The sequence below is a fragment of the Mycobacterium sp. IDUB_3 genome (assembly GCF_055419585.1).
Window position 1 is genome coordinate 3,599,368 of record NZ_JBVAXZ010000001.1, and the last position, 16,077, is coordinate 3,615,444.

The 16,077-nt window shown below is 69.6% G+C and carries 13 protein-coding genes; 6 read left to right on the top strand and 7 right to left on the bottom strand.

Features of this window, described 5'->3' with window-relative positions:
* Window positions 1–66 precede the first annotated feature (66 nt).
* The 3 genes from ACZYVJ_RS16650 to ACZYVJ_RS16660 form a co-directional block, all read right to left on the bottom strand.
* Window positions 67–4,218, bottom strand: coding sequence for an alpha-(1->3)-arabinofuranosyltransferase domain-containing protein (locus ACZYVJ_RS16650; protein ID WP_463833026.1), 4,152 nt, complete (start codon window positions 4,216–4,218; stop codon window positions 67–69).
* Between the two features lie 100 nt (window positions 4,219–4,318).
* Complete coding sequence (locus tag ACZYVJ_RS16655; RefSeq protein WP_007769006.1) at window positions 4,319–4,492, bottom strand: DUF2613 domain-containing protein; 174 nt, start codon at window positions 4,490–4,492, stop codon at window positions 4,319–4,321.
* 87 nt (window positions 4,493–4,579) lie between these two features.
* Window positions 4,580–4,783 carry a DUF2613 family protein gene (locus ACZYVJ_RS16660; protein WP_040629580.1) on the bottom strand — a complete coding sequence of 68 codons (204 nt, stop codon included), beginning with the start codon at window positions 4,781–4,783 and terminating at the stop codon, window positions 4,580–4,582.
* Between the two features lie 121 nt (window positions 4,784–4,904).
* On the opposite strand from ACZYVJ_RS16660, the gene ACZYVJ_RS16665 reads away from it, so the two are divergent.
* The 3 genes from ACZYVJ_RS16665 (at window position 4,905) to ACZYVJ_RS16675 (ending at window position 8,087) form a co-directional block, all read left to right on the top strand.
* On the top strand, window positions 4,905–6,062 hold the full coding sequence (locus ACZYVJ_RS16665; protein WP_463832034.1) for a glycoside hydrolase family 3 N-terminal domain-containing protein: 1,158 nt from the start codon (window positions 4,905–4,907) through the stop codon (window positions 6,060–6,062).
* 96 nt (window positions 6,063–6,158) lie between these two features.
* A complete protein-coding gene (locus ACZYVJ_RS16670) occupies window positions 6,159–6,809 on the top strand; it encodes a TetR/AcrR family transcriptional regulator (RefSeq protein ID WP_463832035.1) in 651 nt (216 codons plus the stop codon).
* A 24-nt stretch (window positions 6,810–6,833) separates the two neighbouring features.
* A complete protein-coding gene (locus ACZYVJ_RS16675; protein WP_463832036.1) occupies window positions 6,834–8,087 on the top strand; it encodes a chloride channel protein in 1,254 nt (417 codons plus the stop codon).
* A gap of 22 nt (window positions 8,088–8,109) precedes the next feature.
* Here the strand turns inward: ACZYVJ_RS16675 and ACZYVJ_RS16680 are convergent, their stop codons facing one another.
* Both ACZYVJ_RS16680 and ACZYVJ_RS16685 read right to left on the bottom strand, forming a co-directional pair.
* Window positions 8,110–8,952: a MaoC/PaaZ C-terminal domain-containing protein gene (locus ACZYVJ_RS16680; RefSeq protein ID WP_463832037.1), complete on the bottom strand. Its 843-nt coding sequence runs from the start codon at window positions 8,950–8,952 to the stop codon at window positions 8,110–8,112.
* 9 nt (window positions 8,953–8,961) lie between these two features.
* Entirely contained in the window at window positions 8,962–10,326 is a 1,365-nt protein-coding gene (locus tag ACZYVJ_RS16685) for a 3-oxoacyl-ACP reductase (protein WP_463832038.1), read from the bottom strand.
* Between the two features lie 152 nt (window positions 10,327–10,478).
* Between ACZYVJ_RS16685 and ACZYVJ_RS16690 the strand changes: the two genes are divergently transcribed.
* Entirely contained in the window at window positions 10,479–11,813 is a 1,335-nt protein-coding gene (locus tag ACZYVJ_RS16690) for an acetyl-CoA C-acetyltransferase (RefSeq protein ID WP_463832039.1), read from the top strand.
* Window positions 11,814–12,141: 328 nt separating this feature from the next.
* Here ACZYVJ_RS16690 and ACZYVJ_RS16695 read toward each other — a convergent pair whose 3' ends face one another.
* Window positions 12,142–13,977, bottom strand: a complete 1,836-nt coding sequence (locus ACZYVJ_RS16695; RefSeq protein WP_463832040.1) for an acyl-CoA dehydrogenase — start codon at window positions 13,975–13,977, stop codon at window positions 12,142–12,144.
* A gap of 201 nt (window positions 13,978–14,178) precedes the next feature.
* On the opposite strand from ACZYVJ_RS16695, the gene ACZYVJ_RS16700 reads away from it, so the two are divergent.
* Both ACZYVJ_RS16700 and ACZYVJ_RS16705 read left to right on the top strand, forming a co-directional pair.
* Window positions 14,179–15,204 carry an isopenicillin N synthase family dioxygenase gene (locus tag ACZYVJ_RS16700; RefSeq protein ID WP_463832041.1) on the top strand — a complete coding sequence of 342 codons (1,026 nt, stop codon included), beginning with the start codon at window positions 14,179–14,181 and terminating at the stop codon, window positions 15,202–15,204.
* A gap of 83 nt (window positions 15,205–15,287) precedes the next feature.
* Window positions 15,288–15,776 (top strand): flavin reductase family protein, encoded by a 489-nt coding sequence (locus ACZYVJ_RS16705; RefSeq protein WP_065053588.1) that lies wholly within the window; start codon window positions 15,288–15,290, stop codon window positions 15,774–15,776.
* 20 nt (window positions 15,777–15,796) lie between these two features.
* Here the strand turns inward: ACZYVJ_RS16705 and ACZYVJ_RS16710 are convergent, their stop codons facing one another.
* Window positions 15,797–15,961: a hypothetical protein gene (locus ACZYVJ_RS16710; RefSeq protein WP_463832042.1), complete on the bottom strand. Its 165-nt coding sequence runs from the start codon at window positions 15,959–15,961 to the stop codon at window positions 15,797–15,799.
* Window positions 15,962–16,077: the final 116 nt, after the last annotated feature.

Below are 16,077 nucleotides of genomic sequence, written 5' to 3' on the forward strand. Positions count from 1 at the left end.
AACGGTTACGCCAACCCGCGTATCCAGTCAATCAGCCGGTAAACGGGTAGCCAATAGCCCGGCCGACTATTCGTCGCGCGGTCCCTGCGCTCGTTGGGGGACCGCAACCACCGAAGCGGCAAGCACCGCAAGCGAAATCAGCGCCAACAGCTGGACACCGGCGGAATGGCCGGCGTAGCCGTCGGCCGACCGCCAGGGTTGCCGCGACAGCACCGTGCCGGCCAGGATCAGGCCGCCGGCGCTGCCCAGCACGCTGAGGCGTTCCCAGCGCCGCCGGCGCACGGCATACCGCAGACCCAGCGCGGCCGCCATCACCGCGACACCGCCCAGTCCGGCGATCACCCCCGCGGCGGCCAGCGCCGGGACGGCGGCCGATGGGCCGGGCCGCCATGGCCGCGCGGGCGGGTCGCCGTCGTCCCTTCTTCGGGTACGCCAGAGCGCGAGCATTGCCAGCAGCGGCAGCAGCGCCAGGTTCACCGCCAGGCCGGTGCGGTAGAGCGAGTTGGAGGCGAACGTCAGCGTGATGGTTCCGGGGTTGCCCGCGGGCACCAGCCAGCCCTGCTGCCACCCGTTGACGGCGATCGGCGTCAAGCGGGCGCCGGTGCTGGTGCGCGCCACCCAACCCGGGTTGATGCTTTCCGGGATGACCAGCATCCGGGAGGTCGGCGAGGCGGGCGCCTGCACTTCGCGGCGATCCGGACCCCAGGCCCGCCACGACGAAACACGCAGTGGCCGTGCGACTTCGGTGGGGGCCGGGCCGGTCAGTTCGGCTCCGTCCACGACGAATTGGGCACCGGGGCTGATCAACAGCTCCTGTTGGCCGGCGGGCAGCAGGATCGGGTCGCGTTCGCAGGGCACCGCGGCGACGGGGGCGTCGTCCAGGATCGCCCCCACGGTGCTGTGGATCGCGGTGTGCACGAACCGGCCCGCGACCGCGATGACGGGTCCGCGGTCGCAGCCGACGCTGATCTGCCGGGTGCGGTTGCGGGCCACGTCGGCGGGCGCGATCGGGTTGCCGTCCGCGCCCAGCGCCGCGACCTCGGCGAGGCCGGGCGGCTTGAGCTGGTCGAAACCCAAAGCGTTGCGGTCGATGACGTCCTGCCAATTGAGCAGGCTGATGGTCACAGTGTCGGTCACCCGGGGTTTCAGCGGCACCGTCTGCGCGCCGTCGGGTTTCATCGTGGTGGCTTGCGGACCATCGCCCAGATCGACGGCCACCATTGTCGGGTGTGCGGGCAACGTCGACCGGCTCGGCGCCAGCCGCACCCCGGTGACCTCGGTGGGGCGGGGCAGCGTGAGCGTCAGGGTCGGCGGGGTCTTGTGCTGCACCACCCGCTGCGCCGCCGTCCATGCGGTGGCCGGGTCGCCGTCGGCGGCCGCGAACGCCGAGCCCAGGACATCGACGGTGTCCGAATCACCGTGAGCGACAGTGGTATTCGGCTCGGTGATCAGGTCGGCCAGCTTGGGTCCCTGGCGCGGGCGCACCCACACGGTCGGGGTCACCGACATCGGCGCCGGCACGGTCAGCGTCCGGCTGAAGTTGACCGGTTCCTCCGGGGCCAGCGCCATCGACGGCGCGCAGCGCACACCGTCGGGCGCCGCGGCGCAGCCCGGCCTGCCCAGCAGCTCAGACCCCAGGTCCCACCCCGCGATCGGCGAGCCCGGCGGCGGCCCGGGCACCCGTACGGTGTGTCGCAGGTCGACCTGGTGCGCGAATCCGGACGCGTCGTACTGGGTGATCGACAGGTCGGTGATGCCGAACTGCACCCCGGCGGATCCGTCGTCGGTGCCCGCGGCGGTGATCCGCACCCATGGGGTCTCGCCGTAGGGGAGCGCCGCGGCAAGCGGCTTGCCCGGCTCGTCGAACCGCAACGTGGTGCTGCCGGTGGCGGTTTCGATCAGGATGCGGCGCACCTGGGCACCGACGGCGGTGGCGCTGGGCGTCAACGTGATCGCCGCATTGGTCACCGGATGGTCGAAATCGATCCGCATCCATTGACCGACGGCGGCCTGCAGCGAGTTGGACACCCAGGCGGTCGCCGAGTCGCCGTCGATCGCGGCGGGCGGCGAATTCGCCGGTGCGACGTCGGGCATCGCGGTGGAGTCCGACGACGAGCTCGATACCGTGATCCGGCCGCCGGTCCAAGCGCCGGTCGCCGGGTCGGCGCCGGGGACGGGGTAGTCGGGCACCCGGTTGTAGGTGTGCCGCGCATCGCCGGGGGCGCGGATCGCCGACGAATGTTGGTCTACCCGGCCGTAATCCGTCTCACGGGCCACCGGTGTGTCGGTGATGGTCACCCCGGCGCCCAGCGGCAGCCCGGCGCCGCGCGCGTCGGCGGTCAGCAGCGCCGGGCCCAGCGGCGGCTGGCCCAGTAACCGTCGCCGTTCGTCAAGACGCAGCAGCGCCTCGGGCCCGCCGTCGACCCGGGCCAGCCGCTCGGTGTCGACGAAATACGGTGTGGCGGAGTCATTGTCGTCACCGACGCGATAAATCTCGACCGCCGGATATCGTGGCCGCAGTCCGCTGTCCGCGACGAAACCCGCGAGCGTGCCGGGCCCCACCGGCGCGCCGAACTGTGCGACCTTGCGCAGTCCGGGCGACCCGTCGATGGTGCGGTGTACCAGGATCGGGCGTGCCGATCGCGACGTGTCGGGGTCCAGGTCGTTGCGTAGCGCCAGGTAGGAAATTCCTTGGCGGGCAAGGGTATCGGCCAATCCGGCCGAGGGGCGCCCGGCGGCGAACAAGCGCTGCACCGAATCGAGCGCCCGGATGGTCTGCGGCGGGGTCAGCGGGATGGAATCGCGCACCCCCCACGGGCTGTCGCCCAGCACCTGCAGCGGCTCGTCGTGGCTGGTGCCCCACACCTGGGTGGCGAACGGCGCCCCCGGGACCACGAGCACCCGCCCGGGGGGAGGCCCCCCGGTCCTGGGAGTGTTGTGCTCGGTGAGCCAGTCGGCGGCCTCGTGCCAGTACTGCGGGATCGCGGTGAAGGTTCCCGGTGGGGTCAGTCGACCGGTCCACGCCAGGGACGTGCTGACCATCAGCGCCGTGACGACCACGATCGCGGTGGCGAGCCGTTTGTCACGCTCGGGGTGCGCAAAGGCGCGCAGCCACACCGACGTTGGCGCGCTGCCCGGCAGCGGTATCCGGCCCAGCAGCTGCGCGAGGCCCAGCACCAACGGAATCCTGATCACCGATCCCAGCTTGTGCACGTTGCGCAGCGGGGCGCCGCCGGCGTCCAGGAAGGCCTGCACCGCGTGCGCCACCGGCGAGCCCAGTCCGCCGCTGTATCCGGCGGCCATCAGCACCACCCCGACGAACAGCATCGTCACCAGCCGCCCGCGCGCCGGCATGGCCCGGCCGGCCAGCCCCGCGAGTCCGGCCGCCGCGACCAGGCAGGTGCCCAGCACGGCTGCCGACCCGGTCACCAGCGGAGCGCCCGCGGTGGCGGTCGGCGCCACGTACGGGGTCCAGCTGTCGGTGCCGCGCAACATCTCGACCAGGGACGACCATTGCGTCGTCACGCCGGAGGATTCGATGAAGTCCAGGAAGGGAGGGCTGATGGCGCGCAGCATCACCAGCGCCACCACCCACCACAGGGTGGCCAGCACCAGCGCCACCAGCCACCAGCCGGTGTACCGCCACCACAACCGGTTCGGCCGGTGGCACCCCCACCAGATCACCGCAGGCAGGCAGGCGGCCGCGGTCGCGATGGCGTTCACCGCGCCCATCAGTGCGATGGCCAGGCCCGCCTGCCCGGCCAGCGCGCGCACTGATCGGCCGCCGGTGGCCCGCAGGGCGAGGATCGTGGGCAGCAACACCCACGGCGCCAACATCATCGGCAACGTTTCCGACGAGATCGATCCCAGCGTGGTCAGCACTCGCGGCGACAGCGCGAACGCTGCCGCGGCGATCACCCGCGACGCCGGGCTGCCGATCCGCAGCGCCTCGGCGACCCGCAGCAGGCCCCAGAAGCCGACGGCGAGCAGCAGCGCCCACCACAGCCGCTGGGTGATCCAGCCGGGCAGGCCCAGAGTGTGGCCGATCAGAAAGAAGGTGCCGTGCGGAAACAGGTACCCGTAGGCCTGGTTCTGCGCCTGCCCGAACGGCAGCTCGCTGTTCCACAGATTGGTCGCCCGGGTCAGAAAGCGCAGCGGGTTGGCGGTCAGGTCAAGCTTGGTGTCGGGGGAGATCCGTCCGGGGGATTGGGCGAACATCAGGGCCAGCGCGATCGCACCGACCAACCACAACCACCGGCGCGACACCGGCCCAGCCGTCGAGCATGAGACCGGCGCTCCGGTCCCTGTCCGCGACTGGCTAGCTACGGTTGCCGTACTCGACCCGGTTGAGCACTGACGACTGCGGATCGCCCCCGGGGAGTGGCGGCTTCGTGTCTTGCTGGACCATCAGGGTGATCCCGAAGATCGCGGCCGCCCCGAGCAACAGGCCAACCACAACGCTCGCTGCGGCTGGCGCAACGATCCGGTTCATCGACGGCTCCTGAGTGTCGGCTTGCGGTCGTGACTTTCGACCTAGCGCCAACCTAGCAGAAGGGTGCCCGGCCAACGGGAGCGCTGGTCACCAGTGCAGACAGTGCCCGTGGAAACAGCGGTCGCCGTATTCCACCTGATAGGGACCGGCCGGAAGCGCAGGGCGCTGCAGGCTCGGCACCTGAACCAGGCTGTGGTCGGCCACGGCGAGCGTGATCCCGACGGTCGTCGCCACCCCGGCGGACAACCCCACCGCGACGCTGACGGCGGCGGCCAACGCGAAACCGTTAATCGCTGGCTCCTCCCTGCCAGTCAAAGGGTGGCCCCGAGCAGCCCCGGCCCCCTGATCAGCAACGTACCGTTGATGCCCCCTGGAGCCGGGCACGAAACGCCCGCCGTGAAAGCATGGCCCGATGGCATTTTCGCGCACCTTGGCCGTGCTTGCAGCCGTGTCGGCGCTGGTGGCCGGCTGCGGCCACGACGCCGCGCACCCGCCCCGCACATCGACGTCGACGTCGAACAAGCCCGTGGCCGCTCCGGCGCCGCCGGTGTGTGCCGACCCGTCGGCGGTTCCGGCGACGTTGGGCATCCGCGACAAGCTGGCGCAACTGCTGATGGTGGGCGTGAAGAACGCCGACGATGCCCGGGCCGTCGTCAACGGCTACCACGTGGGCGGCATCTTCATCGGCAGCTGGACGGACCTGGCGATTTTCAACGGGCCGCTGGCCGACATCGCGGCCAAGGCGGGCCCGCTGCCGCTGGCGGTCAGCGTCGACGAAGAGGGCGGCCGTGTCTCGCGGCTGAAGTCGTTGATCGGGACCTCGCCGGCGCCCCGCGAGCTGGCGCAGACGCAAACCGTCCAGCAGGTGCACGACTTGGCCGCCGACCGCGGCAAGAAGATGCACGACCTGGGCATCACCGTCGACTTCGCGCCCGTCGTCGACGTCAGCGACGAGCCCGACGACGCCGTGATCGGCAACCGTTCGTTCAGCGCGGATCCGGCCAAGGTCACCGATTACGCCGGGGCCTATGCGCAGGGGCTGCGTGACGCCGGGCTGCTGCCGGTGCTCAAGCACTTCCCCGGCCACGGGCACGGCTCGGGCGATTCGCACACCGGCGGCGTCGTCACGCCACCGCTGGACGATCTGCAGAACAGCGATCTGGTGCCTTATCGGACCCTGGTGGCCTCGCCGCCGGTCGGGGTCATGGTGGGCCACTTGCAGGTTCCCGGTCTCACCGGCGATGCGCCGGCCAGCTTGAGCCCCGAGGCGGTGCAGCTGCTGCGCAACGGGGTCGGCTACAAGGGCCCGCCGTTCACCGGGCCGGTGTTCAGCGACGACCTGTCCAGCATGGCCGCCATCTCCGACCGGTACGGGGTGTCGGAGGCCGTGCTGCGCAGTTTGCGGGCGGGCGTCGACGTCGCGCTGTGGGTCACCACCGACGAGGTGCCGGCGGTCTTGGACCGGTTGCAGCAGGCGGTGGCGTCCGGCGACCTGCCGGCCAAGCAGGTCGACGATTCGCTGGTGCGGGTGGCGACGATGAAGGGCCCCAGTCCCCACTGCGCCCACTAGCGGGCGAAGCGGGTCGCCGCCATTCGCAGTAGTGCATGTGCGGCAGGAGCGCATTGCTTACTCTTGAGTCAGATAGGCGGGCTGGAGAGGCGAGCGATGGCGGGTGGTACCAAGCGGTTGCCGCGTGCCGTTCGCGAGCAGCAGATGCTCGACGCCGCCGTCCAGATGTTCTCGGTCAACGGCTACCACGAGACCTCGATGGACGCCATCGCCGCCGAGGCGCAGATCTCCAAGCCGATGCTGTACCTGTACTACGGCTCCAAGGAGGATCTGTTCGGCGCCTGCCTGAACCGGGAGATGAGCCGGTTCATCGATGTGGTGCGCGCCGACATCGACTTCCAGCAGAGCCCCAACGACATGCTGCGCAACACCATCGCGGCGTTCATGCGCTACATCGACGCCAACCGGGCGTCCTGGATCGTGATGTACACCCAGGCCACCAGCTCGCAGGCGTTCGCCCACATGGTCCGCGAGGGACGCGAGCAGATCATCGACCTGGTGGCCGGGCTGATGCGGGCGGGTAGCCGCAGTCCGCGCTCCGAGCGCGAGCACGAAATGATGGCCGTGGCCCTGGTCGGCGCCGGTGAGGCGGTCGCCAATCGGCTGTCCACCGGCGACGTCGACGTCGACGAGGCGGCACGGCTGATGATCGACCTGTTCTGGTACGGCCTCAAGGGCTCACCGGCGGAACGGGAAGCGGCCGCGGTCCACCCCGACGCGGGTACCTCGGACGCCGCCGCCGACTAGGCCTACATTCGTCAGGTGGCCCGCATGAGCGCACCCGGCTCGCAGCGCGGCAACGCCGACTTCTTTTGCGCGGTAATCATCGTCGGGCTGCTCGCCGGAGTTGCCGGATTGGCGACGACGTTCGTGCTACGCGCCGTCCAGCACGCCACGTACCACTACAGCTTCGGCGCGCTGCTGGCCGGGGTGGCCGCCAGCAGCCCGATCCGCCGCGTCGTCGGCCCGATGATCGGCGCCGCCCTGGCCGGCCTGGGCTGGTGGCTGCTGCGGCGCCGGACCGAGGTGCCCCCGCTGGCGCAGACCATCGCCGCCCGTGACCCAGTGCCCAGGCTTGCCTGGAGCATTGACGCCCTGCTGCAGGTGCTGCTCGTCGGATCGGGGGCCTCGCTGGGACGAGAAGGGGCGCCACGCCAATTCGCCGCGGCGCTGGGCGATTTGGGAACCGGATGGCTCAAGCGGCTCGCACCACGCGACCGCGAGGTCTTGCTGGCGTGCGCGGCGGGCGCCGGGCTGGGCGCGGTGTACGCGGTCCCGCTGGCCGGCGCGCTGTTCTCGATCCGGATCCTGCTCAGCACCTGGCAGCCGCGCGCGGTGGGTGCGGCGTTTCTGTCCTCCGGCCTGGCGGTCGCCGTCGGTTCGGCCATCACCCGCGATCAACCCAACCTGCAATGGCCGGTCGAGGAGTCGACGTATCTGCTGACCGCGCACGGATTGCTGCTGGCGCCGGTGGCTCTCGCGGTGGGACTGGCCTTCAACCGGTTGATGGCCGCGGCACGCCCGGCCCGCCAGATCCGGACTCCGCTGCTGATCCCCGCCCTCGCGGGGGCGGGCCTGGTGATGGGGGTCTGTTCACATTGGTGGCCCGAGCTGCCCGGCAACGGCCGCAGCATCCTCACGGTCAGCCTGGCCAGCGGGATGACCCTGCTGTCGGCGCTGGCGATCCTGGCGCTGAAACCCCTACTGACCGCACTGTTTCTGCGCGCCGGCGGGGCCGGCGGGCTGCTCACGCCCTCGCTGGCCACCGGCGCCGCCGCCGGGGCGGCACTGATCTTGACGATCAATTGGGCGACCGGTACCCACCTGCACGTGCCGGCCGTCTCGCTGGCCGGCGCCGCCGGCGTGCTCGCGGTGACGCAGGGCTCACCGATCTGGGCGGCGATCTTCGTCTGGGAACTCGCCCGGCCGCCGCTGTGGCTGTTCCTGCTCTTCCTGCTGACCGCGACCAGCGCCCACGGTCTGAAACTGATTGCCCAGGGCCGCAGTCCGACGCAGGCCGGCTAGTGGTGGCCCGCCGCCGTCGGCACTAGAGCGCCCGAACCGTGCCGGTCAGGTGCGGGTAGCCCTTGGCGATGTTGCGCAGCGAAATGTCCCAGCCGCCGTCGTGCTCGTCGATGTAAAGTCCCGTCGTCGCGGGCAGCACCACCGGCTTGCCGAACCGCACCGAGTACCGGACCGCATCGGGAATCTGTGCCTCGATGTTGGCCAATACGGCTGCCGCGCTGAACATTCCGTGCGCGATGACCGTCGGGAACCCAAACAGCTTGGCCGCGACCGAGTTGGTGTGGATCGGGTTGTGATCGCCCCCGACGTCGGCGTAGCGCCGGATCAGCCCCGGGCTGATGCGCAGCACGGTGGACGGCGGCGGCAGCTTGGGCTGCTTCTGCGGGGGCGGCTTGGGTTCGTCGGACAGGCTGGTCCGCTGCTGGTGCAGGAATGTCGTCACCTGATGCCAGGCGGTGTCGTTGCCGACGCTGACGTCGGTCACCAGATCGACCAGCAGGCCCTTGCGGTGCTCGCGCAGGTTCTCGGCGTGCACGCGCAGGCCGACGGTATCGGTGACCGCGATCGGGCGGTACTGCGTGATGTGGTTCTCGGTGTGCACCGATCCCATTGCGGCGAAAGGGAAGTCGAAGCCGGTCACCAGCGACATCAACGCCGGGAAGGTCAGCGCGAAGGGGTACGTCAGCGGCACGTGATTGCCGTAGCGCAGACCGGTCACCCCCGCGTACTCGGCCACGTTCGCGCGGTCGATCGGCAGTTCCTCGATGGTCACCGTCCGGGTGGGCACCTCGCTTCCCCGGGACACCACGGGCAGGGCCCCTGCGGCCGCGCGCAGCATGTTCTTCAGGCCGCTCGGCTGATTCATGACGTTCTCCTATGCGCCCAGCATGGCCTGGCCACAAACGCGAATGACGTTGCCCGTCACCGCATTTGAAGCCGGGCTGGCGAAGTAGGCGATGGTCTCCGCGACATCCACCGGCTGCCCGCCCTGCAGCAGCGAGTTCATCCGGCGTCCGACCTCGCGGGTGGCCAGCGGGATGGCGGCCGTCATCTGGGTTTCGATGAATCCCGGTGCGACCGCGTTGATCGTGATGCCCTTGCCATAGAGCTCCGGGGCCAGCGCCTGGGTGAGGCCGATCATTCCGGCCTTCGTCGTCGCGTAGTTGGTCTGGCCGCGGTTGCCGGCGATCCCGGCCATCGACGACAGGCCGATCACCCGGCCGCCCTCGCCGAGGGTGCCGTTGGACACCAGACCTTCGGTAAGACGCAGCGGGGCAAGCAGATTGACGGCCAGGACGGCGTCCCAGCGGGCGTCGTCCATGTTGGCCAACAGCTTGTCGCGGGTGATGCCGGCGTTGTTGACCAGCACGTCGGCGCGGCCGCCGTGGTGTTCGCGCAGGTGCTCGGTGATCTTGTCGACGGCGTCCTCCGCGGTGACGTCGAGCCACAACGCGGTGCCGCCGACCCGGCTGGCCGTCTCGGCCAGCGCCTCGGCGGCCGACTCCACGTCGATCGCGACCACGCGCGCGCCGTCGCGCCCGAACACCTCGGCGATCGTCGCACCGATCCCGCGGGCCGCGCCCGTGACGATGGCGACCTTGCCGTCCAGCGGGCGGTCCCAGTCGGCCGGGGGCGTGGAGTCCGCGTCCCCGACGCAGAAGACCTGTCCGTCCACGTAGGCGGACTTGGCCGACAGGATGAACCGCATCGTCGATTCCAGGCCCGTCGCTGCGGGTTTGGCGTCCGGCGAGAGATAGACCAGTGCCACCGTGGCGCCGTTGCGCAGCTCCTTGCCCAGCGAGCGGGTGAAGCCCTCCAGCGCGCGCTGCGCGATCCGCTCGTGCGGGCTGGCTGCGGCGTCGGGCGTGGTGCCGACCACGGCCACGCGCGCGGAGTGGCCCAGGTTGCGCAGCAGGGGAGTGAAGAACTCGTACAGCCCTCTGAGCCCCTCGGGCGTGGTGATGCCGGTGGCATCGAACACCAGGCCGCCGAACTTGTCGGCCCACCGACCGCCCAGGTTGTTGCCCACCAGGTCGTAATCGGCGTCCAGCGCCGCGCGCAGCGGCTCGACGACCCTGCCCTCCCCGCCGATCAGCAGGGCCCCGGCCAGCGGCGGTTCACCGGCCCGGTAGCGGCGCAGCGTCTCGGGTTGGGGAACGCCGAGCTGCTTGGCGAGAAACGATCCAGGACCGGAATTGACGATCTGAGAGAACAGATCGGACGAAGCCTTGGGAGCCACCGGAGCTACCTTCCATATTCTTTCGAAGTCGGGGTATGCCTACAGCACAACCGTATCGAGGACGAACTTACTGCAGAGTAAGAACAGTGAGTAGTATGGCCCAAGACGGGTGATTCCCAAACCGATAGACCGCAGAAGCACGGAGAAGAATAGTGGCCCCTGCAAGCTCTGAGGCAAGCAAACAGCGCAGTTCCGAGCGGCGACGCGTGGCCGTCCTGGGCGGCAACCGCATCCCGTTCGCCCGGTCGGACGGGGCCTACGCGGAGGCGTCCAACCAGGACATGTTCACCGCCGCCCTGGGCGGGCTGGTGGATCGCTTCGGGCTGGCCGGCGAGCGGCTGGGCGTGGTAGTCGGTGGCGCCGTGCTCAAGCACAGCCGGGACTTCAACCTGACGCGCGAATGCGTGCTCGGTTCGCAGCTGTCCTCGTACACGCCCGCGTTCGACCTGCAGCAGGCCTGCGGGACCGGGCTGCAGGCGGCCGTCGCCGCCGCGGAGGGCATCGCGGCCGGACGCTATGAGGTGGCCGCCGCCGGCGGCGTGGACACCACCTCCGACGCCCCGATCGGGCTGGGCGACAACCTGCGCCGCACGCTGCTCAAGCTGCGCCGGGCCAAATCCAACGTGCAGCGGCTGAAGCTGGTCGGCACGCTGCCCGCGACCCTGGGCGTCGAGATCCCGGTCAACAGCGAACCCCGCACCGGGCTGTCGATGGGGGAGCACCAGGCGCTCACCGCCAAGAAGATGGGCATCTCCCGGGTGGCCCAGGACGAGCTGGCCGCGGCCAGCCACCGCAACATGGCCGCCGCCTACGACCGCGGCTTCTTCGACGACCTGGTGACGCCGTTCCTGGGGCTGTACCGCGACGACAACCTGCGCGCGGACTCGTCGGCGGAGAAGCTGGCGAAGCTGCGTCCGGTGTTCGGCGTGAAGGCCGGCGACGCGACGATGACGGCCGGCAACTCGACCCCGCTGACCGACGGCGCGTCGGTGGCGCTGCTGGCCACCGACGAGTGGGCGGCCGCTCATTCGTTGACGCCGCTGGCCTACCTGGTGGATTCGGAGACCGCGGCGGTCGACTACGTCAACGGGCGCGACGGGCTGTTGATGGCCCCGACCTACGCGGTGCCGCGCCTGCTCGCCCGCAACGGCCTGAGCCTGCAGGACTTCGACTTCTACGAGATCCACGAGGCCTTCGCGTCGGTGGTGCTGTGTCACCTGCAGGCGTGGGAGTCCGAGGAGTACTGCAAGGAGCGGCTCGGCCTGGACGCCGCGTTGGGCTCGATCGACCGGTCCAAGCTCAACGTCAACGGGTCGTCGCTGGCCGCCGGCCACCCTTTCGCGGCCACCGGCGGGCGAATCCTGGCCCAGGCGGCCAAGCTGCTCGCCCAGCGCAAGGCCGAGCAGAAGGGCGGCGGCACCGTGCGTGCCCTGGTCTCGATCTGCGCGGCCGGCGGCCAGGGTGTCGCCGCGATCCTGGAGGCCTGACGGGTCGTCCGCAGGTCAGCCGCTATGGCTCGGCGCTGGTCATGAGTTGAGTCACATCTGGTTAGTCAGATGGGGGTGCGGGTATCCGACCCACCGGATGGCCCCGTGTTGTGGTCTGACCCCCCGACCCCGACGGCAATACGGGGCATCCCCCGAATGCGAGCGTTGGTCCGTTGCACGGGCCGGCGTACGAAAAAGGCCGCCGCTGGAGTGAGGGGATCCAGCGGCGGCCTTTTTGCTGTCTGCCAGCGCTTTCTGCGGTCCGACCAAGCGACAGATCCCCCGCTTCGGGGGCGAAGCGGGGGAGCTGCGCGTGTCGTTCGCCGGCCTAGAAGGCGGCCTCGTCGAGCTCCATGATGTCGTTGTCCAGCGTGTCGATGACCTCACGAGTGCTGGTCAGCAGCGGCAGGAAGTTCTTCGCGAAGAACGATGCCACCGCGATCTTGCCCTCGTAGAAGGACCGCTCCTCGCCGCTGGCGCCGGCGTCGAGCGCCGCCACGGCGACCGCCGCCTGGCGCTGCAACAGCCAGCCGATGACCAGGTCACCGACGCTCATCAGGAATCGCACCGAACCCAGACCCACCTTGTACAGGCTGGTCACGTCCTCCTGCGCCGCCATCAGGTAGCCGGTCAGCGTCGTCGCCATCGCCTGCACATCGGTCAGGGCCTTGGCCAGCAGCTCCCGCTCGGTCTTCAGGCGGCCGTTGCCGGACTCGCTGTCGACGAACTTCTGGATCTGCTCGGACACGTGAGCCAGCGCCACACCCTTGTCGCGGACGATCTTGCGGAAGAAGAAGTCCTGCGCCTGGATGGCGGTGGTGCCCTCATAGAGCGAGTCGATCTTGGCGTCGCGGATGTACTGCTCGATCGGGTAGTCCTGCAGGAAGCCGGACCCACCGAAGGTCTGCAGGCTCTCGGTGAGCTTGGCGTACGCCTGCTCCGAGCCCACGCCCTTGACGACCGGCAGCATCAGGTCGTTGACCTTGACCGCCAGCTCGGCGTCCACCCCGTGCAGGGCCTCGGCGACGGCCGAGTCCTGGTAGGTCGAGGTGAGCAGGTACAGCGCGCGCAGACCCTCGGCATAGGCCTTCTGGGTCATCAGCGACCGACGCACGTCCGGGTGGTGCGTGATCGTCACCCGCGGCGCGGTCTTGTCGGTCATCTGGGTCATGTCGGCGCCCTGCACGCGAGACTTCGCGTACTCCAGCGCGTTCAGGTAGCCCGTCGACAGGGTGGCGATGGCCTTGGTGCCCACCATCATGCGGGCCTGCTCGATGACCTCGAACATCTGCGCAATGCCGTTGTGCACCTCGCCGACCAGCCAGCCCTTCGCGGGGACGTCGTGCTGGCCGAAGCTCAGCTCGCAGGTCGCCGATACCTTCAGGCCCATCTTGTGCTCGACGTTGGTGACGTAGACGCCGTTGCGCTCGCCCAGCTCACCGGTCTCGAAGTCGAACAGGAACTTGGGCACGAAGAACAGTGACAGGCCCTTGGTGCCCGGGCCGGCACCCTCGGGACGCGCCAGCACCAGGTGGAAGATGTTCTCGAACAGGTCGCCGGAGTCGGCGGACGTGATGAACCGCTTCACACCGTCGATGTGCCAGGAACCGTCCTCCTGCTGAACCGCCTTGGTACGGCCGGCGCCCACGTCGGAGCCGGCGTCCGGCTCGGTGAGCACCATGGTCGAACCCCAGCCGCGCTCAGCGCAGATGACGGCCCATTTCTTCTGCTCCTCCGTACCGAGGTGGTAAAGGATGTTCGCGAAGCCGGCGCCGCCGGCGTACATCCACACGGCAGGGTTGGCGCCCAGCAGGTGCTCGTGCAGCGCCCATACCAACGCGCGGGGCATCGGCATGCCGCCCAGCACCTCGTCGATGCCGACCTTGTCCCAGCCGGCTTCGGTGACGGCCTGAACCGACTTCTTGAAAGAGTCCGGCAGGGTCACCGAGTGCGTCTTGGGATCGAACACCGGCGGGTTGCGGTCACCCTCGACGAAGGAGTCCGCGACAGGCCCCTCGGCCAGTCGACTGATCTCGCTCAGCATTTCTTGGGCTGTGTCGGCGTCCAGGTCGGCGTATTCGCCCTGGCCCAGCGCCTTGTCAACGCCCAGAACCTCGAACAGGTTGAATACCTGGTCGCGGACGTTGCTCTTGTAGTGGCTCACTACGGTCCTCCTCGTTGAGAATGCCACTTGTGGTTGGGTACTAGGTCTAAGTTACCCACCAGTAACAACCCCAAAATATCGTTAGCGTCAGCGGTATGCAAGTCAATGTGAGCTAGATTTCATTGCCTAATTAACCAACCGGTTGGGAAGTTGCCAGGTCATGCTGTCAGAATCCGATCTACCTGCGACGATGCCGCGCATATGACCGGTGTGCGTGGCGTCACTGCGCCGCCCTTCGAGATGCCGACAGTGGATCTGCGGGCCGACCCCGGCCGCCTGCGCGACGGTTTGCGCGAGGCCGGACACGAGGTCGGCTTCTTCTATCTGACCGGTCACGGCGTGCCGCCTGACCTGGTGACGCGGGTCCTGGACGCGGCGCGCCGGTTCTTCGCGCTGCCGCAAGCCGACAAGGACGCCGTCGCGATGGTGCGCAGCCCCCATTTCCGCGGTTACACCCGGCTCGGCGGCGAGCTGACCCGCGGGGACGTCGATTGGCGCGAGCAGATCGACGTGGGGCCGCAACGCCCGCCGATCGGTGGGCTGGACAAGTCCGACTACCGGTGGCTGCAGGGCCCCAATCAGTGGCCGGCCGCGCTGCCGGAGCTGCCCGGGATCGTCGAGGAGTGGGATGCCGCGCTGTCCGCGGTAGCCCGCACCCTGCTGCGGCACTGGGCGGCCGCGCTGGGCGGCCCGTCCGACGTGTTCGACCCGGCCTTCGCCGAGGCGCCCGCCACGCTGATCAAGATCATCCGCTACCCGGGCAGCGCCGCCAGCGCGCAGGGCGTGGGCGCGCACCGCGACTCCGGGGTGCTCACCCTGTTGCTGGCCGAGCCGGGCAGCACCGGCCTGCAGGTGCGGCCGGCCGGAAATTCCCGGGACCGCTGGATCGACGTGCCGCCACGCGAGGGCGCGTTCATCGTCAACATCGGGGAACTGCTCGAGGTGGCCACCCGCGGGTATCTGCGGGCCACCGAGCACCGGGTCAACCTGCAGGGGCCGGCGCGCGAACGCATCTCGGTGCCCTACTTCTTCAACCCGCGCTTGGACGCGCGGATACCGGTGCTGTCGCTGCCCGACGATCTCGAGGCGCGCGCGCAGCGCGTGGATGATCCATCGGATCCGATCTTCGCGGTCTACGGTCGCAACGCCTGGAAGAGCAGGCTGCGGGCCCATCCGGATGTTGCCGCGGCGCACGGATATTCGGCGGAACGCTTAGAAAACGGGTAAGGGCGGCCGTGCCGCACCGACCGGCGGCGGGTAGGGTCACTTCCGATAAATCCCGTCTCCGGCTCGAGGGGCGAATAAGTCCGGTGAACTCGAATAACAAGCTGACAGCGTCGTCACTTCGTGAGGCCTTCGGCCATTTCCCGTCCGGAGTGGTGGCGATCGCCGCCGAGGTCAACGGAACCCGGGAAGGCCTGGCGGCCAGCACCTTTGTGCCCGTCTCGCTGGACCCGCCCCTGGTGTCGTTCTGCGTGCAGAACACCTCGACGACGTGGCCCAAGCTCAAGGATCTGCCGATGCTGGGCATCAGTGTGCTCGGCGAGGAGCACGACGAGGCCGCGCGCACGCTGGCCGCCAAGACCGGCGACCGGTTCGCCGGTTTGGAGACGGTGTCCCGGTCCACGGGCGCGGTGTTCATCAAGGGCACCGGCCTCTGGCTGGAGAGCGCGATCGAACAGCTCATCCCGGCCGGCGATCACACCATCGTGGTGCTGCGGGTCAGCGAGGTCACGGTGGACGCCGACGTGGCGCCCATCGTGTTCCATCGGAGCGTTTTTCGCCGGCTCGGCGCGTAACTCGCCCGCCGGTTGAGCGGCTAGGGGCGGTGGCTCAGTTCCTCCCGAAAGCCCTGGATGCGGCTCTCGAGTTCGGCGGCGTCGCCGTACCGGCCTTCCTTGTTCGCGAGCTGGGCGCGCACCGACAACTGCCGAATCGCGGTGCGAATGTTGTTGATGCTAGCGGTTTCTCGCCTGAGTTCCATGGACTGCCTTTCCGGTCGTGGACAGCTGGCCGCACGGGGCGGCCCGACAGGATGCAGTTTGGTTACCCGGGTCCCGCGACGGCCTAACGTGCCAGGACGGGATCGGTCCGGATTAC

What these genes read in the sequence shown, in the direction of transcription:
- ACZYVJ_RS16680 (WP_463832037.1), bottom strand. Translation starts at nt 8,952, where the DNA reads ATGAATCAGCCGAGCGGCCTGAAGAACATGCTGCGCGCGGCCGCAGGG.
- ACZYVJ_RS16665 (WP_463832034.1), top strand. Translation starts at nt 4,905, where the DNA reads ATGGCATTTTCGCGCACCTTGGCCGTGCTTGCAGCCGTGTCGGCGCTG.
- ACZYVJ_RS16675 (WP_463832036.1), top strand. Translation starts at nt 6,834, where the DNA reads ATGAGCGCACCCGGCTCGCAGCGCGGCAACGCCGACTTCTTTTGCGCG.
- ACZYVJ_RS16655 (WP_007769006.1), bottom strand. Translation starts at nt 4,492, where the DNA reads ATGAACCGGATCGTTGCGCCAGCCGCAGCGAGCGTTGTGGTTGGCCTG.
- ACZYVJ_RS16700 (WP_463832041.1), top strand. Translation starts at nt 14,179, where the DNA reads ATGACCGGTGTGCGTGGCGTCACTGCGCCGCCCTTCGAGATGCCGACA.
- ACZYVJ_RS16710 (WP_463832042.1), bottom strand. Translation starts at nt 15,961, where the DNA reads ATGGAACTCAGGCGAGAAACCGCTAGCATCAACAACATTCGCACCGCG.
- ACZYVJ_RS16670 (WP_463832035.1), top strand. Translation starts at nt 6,159, where the DNA reads ATGGCGGGTGGTACCAAGCGGTTGCCGCGTGCCGTTCGCGAGCAGCAG.
- ACZYVJ_RS16650 (WP_463833026.1), bottom strand. Translation starts at nt 4,218, where the DNA reads ATGTTCGCCCAATCCCCCGGACGGATCTCCCCCGACACCAAGCTTGAC.